We start from the raw sequence: 14601 nt of genomic DNA, 5'->3' as shown, positions 1-14601 counted from the left end.
CCCGTCCTTCCCATTGACGGGGTCTGTTCACCTGCCTAACCTCTGTTCCCATGCGTGGATGACGTTCGTACGGTGAGACGGCGCGGGCGGGTCCCGGTGCGGCGACGACGGGGACGGCGCCCCTGCCCGTCGGCCCCGCCCGCCACCGGCCTGGACCTCGTAGGAGCTGCCCCGTGACCGTGCCGACCGCCCGCGACCTGACCGTCACCGAGGTGCGGCTCACGCCGATCCTGGTCGCCGACCCGCCGCTGCTGAACACCCAGGGGGTGCACCAGCCGTACACACCCCGGCTGGTCGTCGAGATCGTCACGGCGGACGGGACCACCGGCGTGGGGGAGACCTACGGCGACACCAAGTACCTGGAACTCGCCCGCCCCTTGGCCGAGCAGCTGAAGGGACGCCAGGTCACGGATGTGAACAGCCTCTTCGTGCTCCTGGACGAGGTCTCCGTGGCGGCCTCCCGGGTCGAGGACGCCGTCGACGTCGGCGGGCTGCGCGGTGTGCAGACCGCCGACAAGCTGCGGCTGTCCATCGCCTCCGCCTTCGAGGTGGCCTGCCTCGACGCCCTCGGCAAGGCGCTCGGACTGCCCGTGCACGCACTGCTCGGCGGCAAGGTCCGCGACGCCGTGGAGTACAGCGCGTACCTCTTCTACCGGTACGCCGGGCACCCCGAGGGCGTCGCCGCCGAGAAGGACGACTGGGGCGCCGCCCTGGACCCGGCCGGCGTCGTCGCGCAGGCCCGTGCCTTCAAGGAGCGGTACGGCTTCACCTCCTTCAAGCTCAAGGGCGGCGTCTTCCCGCCCGAGGAGGAGATCGCCGCCGTCCGCGCCCTCGCCGAGGCCTTCCCCGGCCACCCGCTGCGGCTCGACCCCAACGGCGCCTGGTCCGTGGAGACCTCGGTCCGGGTGGCCGAGGAGGTCGGCGGGCTCCTGGAGTACCTGGAGGACCCGACGCTCGGCACCCCCGCCATGGCCGAGGTCGCAGCCCGCACCGGAGTGCCGCTCGCCACCAACATGTGCGTGACGACCTTCCCCGAGATCAGGGAGGCGTTCACCACGGACGCCGTCCAGGTCGTCCTCTCCGACCACCACTACTGGGGCGGACTGCGCAACACGCTGCACCTCGCCGCCGTCTGCCGGGCCTTCGGCGTGGGCGTCTCCATGCACTCCAACACCCACCTCGGCGTCAGCCTCGCCGCGATGACCCACGTCGCGGCCACCGTGCCGAACCTGCACCACGCCTGCGACTCCCACTACCCGTGGCAGTCCGAGGACGTGCTCACCGAACGCCTCGCCTTCGAGGACGGCGCCGTGCGGGTGCCCGACGCCCCCGGCCTCGGCGTCACCCTCGACCACGACCGGCTCGCCGCCCTGCACCGGCGGTGGCTGGCGGACGACGGCGCACTCCGCGACCGCGACGACGCGGCGGCCATGCGGGTCACCGACCCCGAGTGGATCGCCCCGACGGCGCCCCGCTGGTGAGCCGGCGGTGAGCCGGTGAGGTGAGAGGCACCCGAACGTGACGGACGTGACGGCCGTGACGGGCGGCGGGTCGTCCGTGTCGTCGGTGGGTTGGTGCACACTGGCCGGAACCGCACCAGGCCAGGGAGCGCATCGTGAAGGCGTCCACCACGTCATTCGGAGAGGCAGTCACCGACAGCACCACGCGGGGCGTCATCAGCCACGGCGGGACCCCGGCGGGGGCGCACGGCGCGCCCCACGTCGACCCGCTCGCCGCGCTGCGCACACCCGACGACCCGCCCTGGGACGTCTACCTCACCGGCACCGTCTTCCTCGACATCGTCTTCACCGGGCTCGACTCCGCCCCGGTGCGCGGGACCGAGTCCTGGGCGCGCGGGATGGGGTCGAGCCCCGGCGGCGTCGCCAACATGGCCACCGCCCTCGCCCGCCTCGGCCTGCGCACCTCCCTCGCGGCCGCCTTCGGCGACGACCACTACGGGGAGTACTGCTGGGACGCCCTGGAGCAGGGCGAGGCCATCGACCTCTCCGCGTCGCGCACCGTGCCCGGCTGGCACTCCCCGGTCACCGTCTCCATGGCCTACGAGGGGGAGCGCACCATGGTCACCCACGGCCACGAACCGCCCCCGGAGGAGCCCTCCCACCGGCCGGCCTCCAGCAGCGGCAAGCTGCCCCCGCCCGGCGCGCACCTGTCGCCCCGCCCGCCCCGCGCGCGGGGCGCGGTCGCCTCCCTCGCCCCGGGCCGCAGCGAGCGCTGGATCGCCCACGCCGCGCGGCAGGGGACCAGGATCTTCGGCGACGTCGGCTGGGACGACACCGGCCGGTGGGACCTCGCCGCACTGCCCGACCTGCGGCACTGCGAGGCGTTCCTGCCGAACGCCGAGGAGGCCATGCGCTACACCGGCACCGACTGCCCCCGCGCCGCCGCGCACGCCCTCACCGAGCACGTGCCGGTCGCGGTGGTCACCCTCGGCGCGGACGGGGCGTACGCCGTGGACCGGCGCACCGGGGAGAGCGCCGAGGTGCCCGCCATCGCCGTCGAGGCCCTCGACCCGACCGGCGCGGGGGACGTCTTCGTGGCGGGCTTCGTCACCGGCAGCCTGGCCGGCTGGCCGCTCGCCGACCGCCTCGGCTTCGCCGGCCTGACCGCGGCCCTCTCCGTCCAGGAGTTCGGCGGCTCCCTGTCGGCGCCCGGCTGGTCGGAGGTCGCGGCCTGGTGGCGCGAGGTCCAGTCCGTCGAGGGCCAGGACCCGGCCGCCCTGAGCCGGTACGCGTTCCTCGCGGACCTGATCCCCGACGGCCTGGTCCGCCCCTGGCCCCTGCGCAGGGCGGTCCCCACCATCGGCTTCGGCCGGTCCGCCTGACCTCCGCCCCCGCCCTTCACCCGGCCCCCACCCGTCCGCAACCACCCCGCGGGGAAAAGGCCTACGGTGTTGTCACCGCCGCGTCGTACCCTGGGAGACGCGAGGCCGCCCTCAGCTGCGCGGCCCTGACGAGGAGGAATCGCAGGCCTTCAGCGCCGGCCCATGACTCAGACACCCACAGCTCAGACCTCCGCGCAGGAACAGGCGAGAGTGCAGTTCACCGTCCCGGCCAAACACCCCATGGTGACCGTGCTGGGTTCCGGCGACTCCCTGCTGCGCGTGATCGAGAAGGCCTTCCCGGGGGCCGACATCCACGTCCGGGGCAATGAGATCAGCGCGGTCGGCGATGCCGCCGAAGTGGCCCTCGTCTCGCGCGTTTTCGACGAGATGATGCTGGTGCTGCGCACCGGGCAGCCGATGACGGAGGACGCGGTGGAACGCTCGATCGCCATGCTGAAGGCGAGCGAGAACGGGGAGAGCGACGGCCAGGAGACCCCGGCCCAGGTGCTCACGCAGAACATCCTGTCCTCGCGCGGCCGCACGATCCGCCCCAAGACGCTCAACCAGAAGCGCTACGTGGACGCGATCGACAAGCACACCGTCGTCTTCGGCATCGGTCCCGCCGGTACCGGCAAGACCTACCTCGCCATGGCCAAGGCGGTGCAGGCCCTGCAGTCCAAGCAGGTCAACCGCATCATCCTGACCCGCCCCGCGGTCGAGGCCGGAGAGCGCCTGGGCTTTTTGCCCGGCACCCTCTACGAGAAGATCGACCCGTACCTGCGTCCGCTCTACGACGCCCTGCACGACATGCTCGACCCCGACTCCATCCCGCGCCTGATGGCGGCGGGCACCATCGAGGTCGCCCCGCTGGCGTACATGCGCGGCCGGACGCTCAACGACGCCTTCATCATCCTGGACGAGGCGCAGAACACCAGCCCCGAGCAGATGAAGATGTTCCTCACCCGGCTCGGCTTCGACTCGAAGATAGTGATCACGGGTGACGTCACCCAGGTCGACCTGCCGAGCGGGACCAAGTCCGGCCTGCGCCAGGTGCAGGACATCCTGGAGGGCGTCGAGGACGTCCACTTCTCCCGGCTGTCGTCGCACGACGTCGTACGCCACCGGCTGGTGGGCCGTATCGTCGACGCGTACGAGCAGTACGACAGCGAGCACGGCACCCAGAACGGCACGCACAAGAACGGCGGCCGGGGCAAGTCCGGGCACAAGGGGAAGTAGACCGAACAGCAGATGTCGATCGACGTCAACAACGAGTCCGGAACCGAGGTCGACGAGCAGGCGATCCTCGACATCGCCCGCTACGCGCTCACCCGGATGCGCATCCACCCGCTCTCCGAGCTCTCGGTGATCGTCGTGGACTCCGCGGCGATGGAACAGCTCCACATCCAGTGGATGGACCTGCCCGGCCCGACGGACGTGATGTCGTTCCCGATGGACGAGTTGCGGCCGCCGTCCAAGGACGGCGACGAGCCCCCGCAGGGCCTGCTCGGCGACATCGTGCTGTGCCCCGAGGTCGCCGCCCGGCAGGGCGCCGAGGCGCCGACGCGGCACACCATGGACGAGGAGCTGCAACTCCTCACCGTCCACGGTGTGCTGCACCTGCTGGGCTACGACCACGAGGAACCCGACGAGAAGGCCGAGATGTTCGGCCTGCAGGCCGCCATCGTGGACGGCTGGCGCGCGGAGAAGGGGATGACCGGCCCGTCCCCCGCCCCGACCGTGTCATGAGTCCCGGACTCGTCCTCGGCGCGGTCGCCCTGATCGTCGTCGCCTGGCTGTTCGCCTGCGCGGAGACGGGCATCGCGCGCGTCTCCGGCTTCCGCGCCGAGGAGGCCGTGCGCTCCGGCCGCCGGGGCAGCGCCGGGCTCGCGAAGCTCGCCGCCGACCCCACCCGCTACCTCAACGTGGCGCTGCTGGTCCGCGTCGGCTGCGAGATGGCCGCCGCCGCACTGGTCACCTACGCCTGCCTGAGGCAGTTCGACGGCACCGCCGAGGCGCTGCTGATCGCCATCGCGGTCATGGTCCTCGTCTCGTACGTGGCCGTCGGGGTCTCCCCGCGCACCATCGGCCGCCAGCACCCGATGAACACGGCCACGGTGGCGGCGTACGTGCTGCTGCCGCTGGCCAGGATCATGGGGCCGATCCCGTCCCTGCTGATCCTCATCGGCAACGCGCTCACCCCCGGCAAGGGCTTCCGGCGCGGCCCCTTCGCCTCCGAGGCGGAACTGCGCGCGCTGGTCGACCTCGCGGAGCAGGAGTCGCTGATCGAGGACGAGGAGCGCCGCATGGTGCACTCGGTCTTCGAACTGGGGGACACCCTGGTCCGTGAGGTCATGGTCCCGCGGACGGACCTGGTGATGGTCGAGCGCTACAAGACCATCCGCCAGAGCCTCACCCTCGCCCTGCGCTCCGGTTTCTCCCGGATGCCGGTGACCGGCGAGAGCGAGGACGACATCGTCGGCATCGTGTACCTGAAGGACCTGGCCCGCAAGACGCACATCAGCCGGGACGCGGAGAGCGAACTGGTCTCCACGGCGATGCGGCCCGCCTTCTTCGTGCCCGACACCAAGAACGCCGGCGATCTGCTGCGCGAGATGCAGAAGGACCGCAACCACGTCGCCGTCGTCATCGACGAGTACGGCGGCACCGCCGGCATCGTCACCATCGAGGACATCCTCGAGGAGATCGTCGGCGAGATCACCGACGAGTACGACCGGGAGATCGCGCCGGTGGAGGAGCTGGGCGAGGACCGCTACCGGGTCACCGCCCGTCTCGACATCACCGACCTCGGCGAACTGTACGGCCTGGAGGAGTACGACGACGAGGACGTGGAGACCGTCGGCGGACTGCTCGCCAAGCTGCTCGGCCGGGTGCCGATCGCGGGCGCGTCCGCCGTGGTCGGCCTGCCCGACGAGCGCCGGCTGCGGCTGACGGCGGAGGCGGCGGCCGGCCGCCGCAACAAGATCGTCACCGTGCTGGTGGAGCCGGTGGCGCCGGGAGACCCGGGGGAGCCGGTGGACCCGTCCCGGGTCGAGGAGGAGCCGACGCGATGACCCCACAGGACCTGCGCGGCCTCTGCCTCTCCTTCGAGGCCGCGGTGGAGGACTTCCCGTTCGGCCCGGAGACCTCGGTCTTCAAGGTGCTGGGCAAGGTCTTCGCGCTGACCGCCCTGGACGCGCGGCCCCTGACGGTCAGCCTCAAGTGCGACCCGGAGGACGCGGTCCGGCTCCGCGCCGAGCACCCCGGCCTGATCGTCCCGGGGTGGCACCTCAACAAGCGGCACTGGAACACGGTGACCGTCGACGGCGAGCTTCCCGACGGGCTGGTCCGGGAGCAGGTCGAGGACTCCTACGACCTGGTCGTCGCCGGGCTGCCGCGCGCGGAGCGGCTCCGCCTCGACCGCCCCTGAGCCGGGCTCCGTATGCTCGGGTCCATGACCGACAGCAGCGCGCTCGACCCCGAGGACCACAAGATCATCACCCTGGCCCGTTCCGCGCGGGCCCGCAACGGTGTGCCCGAAGGGGCCGCCGTACGGGACGAGAACGGGCGGACCTATGTCGCGGGGACCGTGGCCCTGGACTCCCTGCGGCTGACCGCCCTGCAGACGGCGGTGGCGATGGCGGTGGCGTCCGGGGCGAAGTCGCTGGAGGCGGCGGCCGTGGTGACGACGGAGGAGTCGGTGCCGGCCGCGGACCTCGCGGCGGTACGGGACCTCGGCGGCCCCGGGACCCCGGTGCTGCTGGCCGGCCCGGACGGGACGGTCCGGGAGACCCTCGCCGCGGGGTGATCCCCCACGGGATGCCCCCCCACAGGTGTTACCGGCGGTAAATAGGCCGGATTTCCACCTTGTCGCCGTCTCGCCCCCCGCGCATCAATGGAACCGTTGTCTCCGGCGGGCCGTCCGACCAGGCCCGCCGGATCCCTTCGTCTCGTGCAGCGTCACCGCTCCCCCCTGCCCGAGCACTCCCCCCCCACGGAAAGGGAACCGGACTCCATGAGAGGCACACGAACCGGCACCGGCGCGTTCCTGGTCGCCGCCGTGGCGACCTGCGGGCTCGCCTTCGCCCCCTCCGCCGCCGCCGTCGCCCCCGGGACGGCGACCCTCAACGCCGACTGCGGAAGCTGGGGCGGTGGCGCCGCCACCCTCACGGCCACCCAGAGCGGCACGTCCGCCACCGTCACCATCAACACCTCCGCGGTCACCGCGCCCCTCGCGATCAGCAAGGACTCGCTCGTCTCGCAGCTCACCCTGGTCAAGGCCGGCGGTGGCACCGCCGTCTTCAAGGGCACCAAGAACCCGGCCATGGCGACCGGGGCCGCCCTCGAGGTCGGCCCGCTCTCCGGCACCGTGGCGTCCGGCGACAGCCTGGAGGCGTTCGGCGGCACGCTGAAGGTGACCGCGTTCGGCTTCATCACCATCACCTGCACGGCCACCGGACCGCAGGCGCCGGGCCCGTTCGTCTTCGACTGATCCCCGGCCGCCACTCCCCGGGTCCCACTCCCCAGTCCTCAACGGTCCGGGCGCCCCGTCGGGTGTCCGGACCGGTGGGGTGTCCGGACCGGTGCGGGCGGGTGGTACGGAGGGGTCTTGGGGATCAGGGAGAATGGGCGGCATGAGTGTTCGTACCCAGTCATCCGAGCAGCCCGCCGAAGCTGTCCACCGGGCCGGCTTCGCCTGCTTCGTGGGCCGCCCCAACGCGGGCAAGTCCACCCTCACGAACGCTCTGGTCGGACAGAAGGTGGCGATCACCTCCAACCGGCCGCAGACGACCCGGCACACCGTGCGCGGCATCGTCCACCGCCCCGAGGCGCAGCTGATCCTCGTCGACACCCCCGGCCTGCACAAGCCGCGCACACTGCTCGGCGAGCGGCTGAACGACGTGGTCCGCACCACCTGGGCCGAGGTCGACGTGATCGGCTTCTGCCTTCCCGCGGACCAGAAGCTCGGCCCCGGTGACCGCTTCATCGCCAAGGAACTCGCCGGGATCAAGAAGACCCCCAAGGTCGCCATCGTCACCAAAACCGACCTGGTGGACAGCAAGACCCTGGCCGAGCAGCTCATCGCCGTCGACCGGCTGGGCCAGGAGCTGGGCATCACCTGGGCGGAGATCGTCCCGGTGTCGGCGACCACGGACAAGCAGGTCGACCTGCTGGCCGACCTGCTGATCCCGCTGATGCCCGAGGGCCCCGCCCTCTACCCCGAGGGCGACCTGACGGACGAGCCCGAGCAGGTCATGGTGGCGGAGCTGATCCGCGAGGCCGCCCTGGAGGGCGTCCGCGACGAGCTGCCCCACTCCATCGCCGTGGTCGTGGAGGAGATGCTGCCCCGCGAGGACCGCCCCGCCGACAAGCCCCTCCTCGACATCCACGCCTACCTCTACATCGAGCGCACCAGCCAGAAGGGCATCGTCATCGGCCCCAAGGGCAAACGCCTCAAGGACGTCGGCATCAAGTCCCGCCAGCAGATCGAGGCCCTCCTCGGCACCCCCGTCTTCCTCGACCTGCACGTCAAGGTGGCGAAGGACTGGCAGCGGGATCCGAAGCAGCTGCGGCGACTGGGGTTCTGACGCGGGCGGGTGTTCCGGTGAGCGGCCGAGGGGCGTCGGCAGCACGTCGTGCCGGCAGGTCGAGGTGTTCCTCGGCGCCCCGCCGCGCGGCGGGGTGCAGGCCGATGCGGCCTCGACCTGCACGTCGAGGTCGCCAGGGACCGGCAGCGGGATCCGAAGCGGCCGCGGCGACCGGGGTTCTGACGCGGGCGGGGGCTCACCGGCGCTGCTCGCGCAGCAGCTCCCGGAACCAGCCGTAGGACGCCTTCGGGGTGCGTTCGAGGGTCTCGAAGTCCACGTGGACCAGGCCGAAGCGGCGGGTGTAGCCCTCCGCCCACTCGAAGTTGTCCAGCAGGGACCACACGAAGTAGCCGCGCACGTCCACGCCCGCCTCCACCGCCCGGTGCAGGGCGCGGACATGGCCGTCGAGGTAGACGATGCGGGCCTGGTCGTCGACGCCCTCGTAGGAGCAGCCGTTCTCGGTGATGAGGACCGGGGGGAGCCGGTCGCCGTAGCGGGCGTGGAAGGTGGTGAGGAGTTCCGTCAGGGCCTCGGGGACCACCGGCCAGCCGAAGTCCGTCACCGGATACCCCTCGATCTCCCTCACCGAGAAGGGGAGTTCGGCCGGCATGCGGACACCGCCGAACTCGGTCTCGGTGCCCTGCGGAGCGCCCACCCGGGTCGGCGCGTAGTAGTTGACGCCGTACCAGTCGACCGGCTCCCCGATGATCCCCAGGTCCGCCTCGACGTCGCCCGGCATCAGTTCGCCGAGGCCGTCCGGATAGCGGCCGAGCAGTACCGGGTCGGCGAACAGGCGGTTCAGGAGCGTGTCGTAGAAGTCCGCCGCCGCCACGTCCGCCGGGTCGGGGCCGGCCGACCAGACCGGGCCGTGGGAGTTGGCGATGCCGATGTCACCGGCGCCGGCCGCGCGCAGCGCGCGTACCGCCAGCCCGTGTGCGAGGAGCTGGTGGTGGGCCGCCGGCAGCGCGTCGAGGAGAAGCTTCCGGCCAGGGGCGTGGACGCCCAGCGCATGGCCCAGCAGGGTGTGTTCGGCGGGCTCGTTGAGGGTGATCCAGCGCGCCACACGGTCGCCGAGCCGGTCGGCGACCTCGGACACGTACTGCGCGAAACGCTCCGCGGTGCTCCGCTCCAGCCAGTCCGCCCCGGCCGGCAGATCCCAGTGGAACAGCGTCGGCACCGGTCGCACGCCCGCGGCGCACAGGTCGTCGACCAGCCGGTCGTAGAAGTCCAGGCCGCCCTTCGCCCGCACCCGCGGCCAGGAGACCGAGAAGCGGTACGCGTCCACCCCCAGCCCGGCCAGCAGCGCCACGTCCTCGCCGTGGCGGTGGACGTGGTCGCAGGCCACCGCCGCCGTCGAGCCGTCCCGCACCCGTCCCGGCTCGGCGCTGAACTCGTCCCACACGGACGGCTCGCGTTCCTCCACCGCGCCCTCGATCTGGTGCGCCGAGGTCGACACGCCCCACAGGAAGCCGTCCGGGAAGCGGGGGATCGGGTTCGTCGTCGCCATGGCACGGATCATCCGCACCGACCACGGCCCAAGTCAACGCCCTTGCGGGCAACGGTGGTTACGCACCCTCCTTGAGCACTCTGCGGATCAGCGCGCGCTGTTCCTCGGTCAGCCGGGGGTCCGCGCAGTACACGGTCCTCCCGTCCACCGTGATCCGGTAGCCGAAGCCGTCCGGCACCCCGGCCGGGGGCGTGCCCCGGCCCGCGGCCAGGGCCTCCTCGGCCAGGGCGTGCCACTCGGGCGCGTCGGCCCGTCCCGAGGTGTCCACCTCGGCCCGCCGCTCGACACCGGCGAATCCGCCGGTGCGTGTCACCTGGATGCGCATGGGTCCGTGTCTAGTACGGAACTACAGCGTCCGCACCCCCACCCGCTCCCATGCCTTCGACACCGCCCGCAGCTCCTCGCCCTCCCCGAACCGGGCCCGCGCCGCCTTCACCGTCAGCGTCGCGAAGTCCGTGAACTGCGCGTCCTGCGACAGCTCGCCGCCGGTCAGCACGTCGTACCAGACCTGCCCCGCCCGCTCCCAGGAGTGCCCGCCGAGGGTGGTGGCGGCGAGGTAGAAGGCGTGGTTGGGGATGCCGGAGTTGATGTGGACCCCGCCGTTGTCGCGGCCGGTGCGGACGTAGTCGTCCATCGTCGAGGGCTGCGGGTCCTTGCCGAGGACGTCGTCGTCGTACGCGGTGCCCGGCTCCTTCATGGAGCGCAGCGCCGTGCCGGTGACCCGGGGGGCGAGCAGCCCCGCGCCGATCAGCCAGTCCGCCTCGTCGGCGGTCTGGCCGAGCGTGTACTGCTTGATCAGGGCGCCGAAGACGTCCGACACCGACTCGTTGAGCGCGCCGGACTGGCCGAAGTAGTCCAGGTTGGCGGTGTACTGGGTGACGCCGTGCGCGAGTTCGTGGCCGATGACGTCGACGGGGAGGGTGAAGTCGAGGAAGATCTCCCCGTCCCCGTCGCCGAAGACCATCTGGTCGCCGTTCCAGAAGGCGTTGTTGTAGTCCCGGTCGTAGTGCACGGTCGCGACCAGCGGCAGCCCGGCGCCGTCGATCGAGTCGCGGGAGAACGCCTTGAGGAGGAGTTCGAAGGTGGCGCCGAGGCCCGCGTAGGCGCGGTTGACGGTGGCGTCCTTGCCGGGCTCCTCGCCCTCCCGGCGGGCCACCGCCCCCGGCAGCTTCGTGCGGTGCCGGGCGTCGTGGACGGTGCGGTGCGGCTTGCCGGACTCGGCCCCGGCGAGCGGGGCGACGGGGGCGGCGCCGACGACCGTGGTCAGACGGCGCTGGGTGCGCTCGTAGGCGTCGCGCTGAAGGGTGCGGCGGGCGGGTCCGGCGAGTGCGGGGTCCTCGGCCTGCGCGAGCCGGTCGAGGACGTGCGGCGGAACGATGGTGCAGAAGACGGGCTCGAAGCCCCCGTTGGTGGTCATGCCCGGCACCTTCGCACCACGTGACGGTCGTGTCACCCTCCGCAACCATGATGGATGAAAAGTGCGGCGGACTCCCGCGATCGGGCGCCCGGAAGTGGTATGCCGCACCTTTTGTCCCGTTTCCCCTTCTGGTCCCGCATACTGATACAGACGCTCGCACGGGCCTGTGTCTCGGTTAAGCTGCGCAGCATCATGCGTTTCGGGCTGCTTCTCCTTAGCTGCCGCGGTGAGGGTCTGCAGTAGGCCGACTCCCTCCCCGCGGAGTTCGGCGCTGCGCCGTCGGCCGTCCCTTCCGGTCTCATCCCGGATCACCGCGGACCTTCGAGGAGCCCACGCACCATGGCCAACCGCCAGCAGCCCAGTTCCATGCCGATCCACAAGTACGGCCGCTACGAGCAGGTCGACCTCCCCGACCGGACGTGGCCGGACAACCGGATCACCACCGCTCCCCGATGGCTCTCCACCGACCTGCGCGACGGCAACCAGGCCCTGATCGACCCCATGTCGCCCGCCCGCAAGCGCGCGATGTTCGACCTCCTGGTCGCGATGGGCTACAAGGAGATCGAGGTCGGCTTCCCGGCCTCCGGCCAGACCGACTTCGACTTCGTGCGCTCCATCATCGAGGACCCGGACGCCATCCCCGAGGACGTCACGATCTCCGTGCTGACCCAGGCCCGCGAGGACCTGATCGAGCGGACGGTCGAGTCCCTCAAGGGCGCCAAGCGCGCCACGGTGCACCTGTACAACGCCACCGCGCCGGTCTTCCGCCGGGTCGTCTTCCGCGGCTCCAAGGACGACATCAAGCAGATCGCCGTCGACGGCACCCGCCTGGTCGTGGAGTACGCCGAGAAACTGCTGGGCCCCGAGACGCACTTCGGCTACCAGTACAGCCCCGAGATCTTCACCGACACCGAGCTGGACTTCGCGCTGGAGGTCTGCGAGGCGGTGATGGACGTCTACCGGCCCGGCCCGGGCCGCGAGATCATCCTCAACCTGCCGGCCACCGTCGAGCGCTCCACCCCCTCCACCCACGCCGACCGCTTCGAGTGGATGGGCCGCCACCTGTCCCGCCGCGAGCACGTCTGCCTGTCCGTCCACCCGCACAACGACCGCGGTACGGCCGTGGCCGCCGCCGAGCTGGCCCTGATGGCCGGCGCCGACCGCGTCGAAGGCTGCCTGTTCGGGCAGGGAGAGCGCACCGGCAACGTCGACCTGGTCACCCTGGGCATGAACCTGTTCTCCCAGGGCGTCGACCCGCAGATCGACTTCTCCGGCATCGACGAGATCCGTCGCACCTGGGAGTACTGCAACCAGATGGAGGTCCACCCGCGCCACCCCTATGTGGGCGACCTGGTCTACACGTCCTTCTCCGGCTCCCACCAGGACGCCATCAAGAAGGGCTTCGACGCCATGGAGGCCGACGCCAAGGCCAAGGGCGTCACCGTCGACGACATCGAGTGGGCGGTGCCGTACCTGCCCATCGACCCCAAGGACGTCGGCCGTTCCTACGAGGCCGTCATCCGCGTGAACTCGCAGTCCGGCAAGGGCGGTATCGCCTACGTCCTGAAGAACGACCACAAGCTGGACCTGCCGCGCCGCATGCAGATCGAGTTCTCGAAGATCATCCAGGCCAAGACGGACGCCGAGGGCGGCGAGGTCACCCCGGCCGACATCTGGTCGGTGTTCCAGGACGAGTACCTGCCCAACCCGGACAACGCCTGGGGCCGCATCCAGGTCAGGAACGGCCAGTCCACCACCGACCGGGACGGCGTCGACACGCTCACCGTCGAGGCCACCGTCGACGGTGAGCCCACCGTGCTGACCGGCACCGGCAACGGCCCGATCTCCGCGTTCTTCGAGGCCCTGCAGTCCATCGGCATCGACGTACGCCTGCTCGACTACCAGGAGCACACGATGAGCGAGGGCGCCTCCGCGCAGGCCGCCTCCTACATCGAGTGCGCCATCGGCGAGAAGGTCCTGTGGGGCGTCGGAATCGACGCGAACACCACGCGCGCCTCGCTGAAGGCGGTCGTCTCGGCCGTCAACCGGGCGGCCCGCTGAACAGCCGCTCCGAGAGTTCCCGGGGTCCCGCCCGCCGTTTCCGGTGGGCGGGACCCCGTCGGTTACCGGCCAATCCCCGCACAGGTCACGGAGAGGTCTCGTCCGAGATGCTGACGAAGGCTCTCCGATGTGGCTAACATCACGCAAGCGCGGCGACGATGCCGGGGCGATGTGGAGGTGCGACGTGCTGCCAGGACGGGGACCCGACGACCGTGCCGCTGCCACCGGACTCTCGCGGCTGCTGGGCACCCGGACCGCGTGGACGGCCGTCGGCGACGGGGAGTTCTTCTGCCCCGGGTGCGGCGGCGACCGCAACTACCGGCGGCTGACCGGACAACGCCGCTTCACCCTCCTGGGCGTGCCCGTGGCGCCGCGCGGCCCGGCCGGCCCGGTCGTCGAGTGCGCGGCCTGCCTGTGCCACTTCGGCACCGACGTCCTGAACCACCCCACCACCACCCGCTTCTCCGCGATGCTCCGCGACGCCGTGCACACCGTCGCCCTCGCGGTGCTGACCGCGGGCACCTGCTCGCGGGCGTCCCTGGAGACCGCCGTCGCCGCCGTCCGCGCGGCCGGCTTCGACGACTGCACCGAGGACCGGCTGGCCGAGCTCGTCGAGGCGCTGGCCGCCGACACCGGCCGCTTCACCGGCGAGCCCTGCACGGCGGGCCTCGCCATAGAGCTCCACGAGGCCCTCGACCCGCTGGCCCCGCACCTCGCCGCCCCGGGCCGCGAGTCGGTCCTCCTGGGCGGCGCCCGCATCGCCCTCGCCGACGGCCCCTACACCCCGGCCGAGCGCGACACCCTGGCCACCGTGGGCGCCGCCCTCACCATCCGCGCGGACGACGTCACCCGCCTGCTGACGGCGGCCCGGACGCCGTCGTAGGCGGCGCGAGAGGGTTCCGGGAGGGGAGCGGGATCCCCTCCCGGCGAAACGCGGGGCCGTTCCGGTGGTCCGTGCGACGACGATTTCCACGGGGCGTGGAGTGACAGGCCGTGTGGTGGTCATCGGCGCGGGTGCCATCGGACGAGAGTGCCGCCCTCGTGGACAGCGTCGCCATGTCTCTCCCCCGGCCCGCCCGGCGCCTCGAACACCTTCGAGGCGCCAGAGGCACGGTCACGGCACGCGCGTATCGTGCGCAGGCCTTCCACCGGAGTCCGACCCGGCGCACTCCCCGCTACTCCCCGGGGA

At 71.8% G+C, this 14601-nt stretch carries 14 protein-coding genes; 11 read left to right on the top strand and 3 right to left on the bottom strand.

All coding sequences use genetic code 11. The features are described from left to right. Positions 1-173: 173 nt before the first annotated feature. From ACWEQO_RS14650 to era, 9 genes are all read left to right on the top strand, one after another. Positions 174-1481, top strand: coding sequence for a glucarate dehydratase family protein (locus tag ACWEQO_RS14650; protein WP_452982825.1), 1308 nt, complete (start codon positions 174-176; stop codon positions 1479-1481). A 194-nt stretch (positions 1482-1675) separates the two neighbouring features. Further along, positions 1676-2842 (top strand): carbohydrate kinase family protein, encoded by a 1167-nt coding sequence (locus tag ACWEQO_RS14645; RefSeq protein WP_452983042.1) that lies wholly within the window; start codon positions 1676-1678, stop codon positions 2840-2842. Positions 2843-3004: 162 nt separating this feature from the next. Then, positions 3005-4078: a PhoH family protein gene (locus ACWEQO_RS14640; RefSeq protein WP_361455892.1), complete on the top strand. Its 1074-nt coding sequence runs from the start codon at positions 3005-3007 to the stop codon at positions 4076-4078. 12 nt (positions 4079-4090) lie between these two features. Next, on the top strand, positions 4091-4588 hold the full coding sequence (ybeY, locus tag ACWEQO_RS14635; protein WP_361455889.1) for an rRNA maturation RNase YbeY: 498 nt from the start codon (positions 4091-4093) through the stop codon (positions 4586-4588). Further along, positions 4585-5913 (top strand): hemolysin family protein, encoded by a 1329-nt coding sequence (locus tag ACWEQO_RS14630; RefSeq protein WP_361455886.1) that lies wholly within the window; start codon positions 4585-4587, stop codon positions 5911-5913. The genes ybeY and ACWEQO_RS14630 overlap by 4 nt, the downstream gene beginning before the upstream one ends. Next, positions 5910-6269, top strand: coding sequence for an MmcQ/YjbR family DNA-binding protein (locus ACWEQO_RS14625; protein ID WP_361455883.1), 360 nt, complete (start codon positions 5910-5912; stop codon positions 6267-6269). Before ACWEQO_RS14630 ends, ACWEQO_RS14625 begins: the two co-directional genes overlap by 4 nt. 24 nt (positions 6270-6293) lie before the next feature. Further along, positions 6294-6647 carry a cytidine deaminase gene (locus ACWEQO_RS14620; protein WP_279336128.1) on the top strand — a complete coding sequence of 118 codons (354 nt, stop codon included), beginning with the start codon at positions 6294-6296 and terminating at the stop codon, positions 6645-6647. Between the two features lie 207 nt (positions 6648-6854). Further along, positions 6855-7331, top strand: coding sequence for a hypothetical protein (locus ACWEQO_RS14615; RefSeq protein WP_361455880.1), 477 nt, complete (start codon positions 6855-6857; stop codon positions 7329-7331). A gap of 142 nt (positions 7332-7473) precedes the next feature. Continuing rightward, positions 7474-8427: a GTPase Era gene (gene era / locus ACWEQO_RS14610; protein WP_361455877.1), complete on the top strand. Its 954-nt coding sequence runs from the start codon at positions 7474-7476 to the stop codon at positions 8425-8427. A gap of 196 nt (positions 8428-8623) precedes the next feature. Here era and ACWEQO_RS14605 read toward each other — a convergent pair whose 3' ends face one another. The 3 genes from ACWEQO_RS14605 to ACWEQO_RS14595 are packed head-to-tail and all read right to left on the bottom strand — an operon-like array spanning position 8624 to position 11351. Further along, positions 8624-9934 (bottom strand): GH1 family beta-glucosidase, encoded by a 1311-nt coding sequence (locus ACWEQO_RS14605; RefSeq protein ID WP_452982818.1) that lies wholly within the window; start codon positions 9932-9934, stop codon positions 8624-8626. 58 nt (positions 9935-9992) lie between these two features. Beyond that, positions 9993-10259 carry a protealysin inhibitor emfourin gene (locus ACWEQO_RS14600; protein ID WP_452982815.1) on the bottom strand — a complete coding sequence of 89 codons (267 nt, stop codon included), beginning with the start codon at positions 10257-10259 and terminating at the stop codon, positions 9993-9995. A gap of 21 nt (positions 10260-10280) precedes the next feature. Beyond that, positions 10281-11351: a M4 family metallopeptidase gene (locus tag ACWEQO_RS14595; protein WP_361455868.1), complete on the bottom strand. Its 1071-nt coding sequence runs from the start codon at positions 11349-11351 to the stop codon at positions 10281-10283. Positions 11352-11690: 339 nt separating this feature from the next. Here ACWEQO_RS14595 and leuA point away from each other — a divergent pair, with 339 nt between their 5' ends. Together leuA and ACWEQO_RS14585 are read left to right on the top strand one after the other, a co-directional pair. Next, a complete protein-coding gene (leuA, locus tag ACWEQO_RS14590; protein WP_452982812.1) occupies positions 11691-13412 on the top strand; it encodes a 2-isopropylmalate synthase in 1722 nt (573 codons plus the stop codon). Positions 13413-13596: 184 nt separating this feature from the next. After that, complete coding sequence (locus ACWEQO_RS14585) at positions 13597-14295, top strand: TerB family tellurite resistance protein (protein WP_452982809.1); 699 nt, start codon at positions 13597-13599, stop codon at positions 14293-14295. The last annotated feature ends 306 nt before the right edge of the window (positions 14296-14601 follow it).

The organism is Streptomyces sp. NPDC004051 (assembly GCF_053604275.1).
Note: the sequence above shows the minus strand (reverse complement) of the source record. Positions and strands in the feature narration are given on the sequence as shown.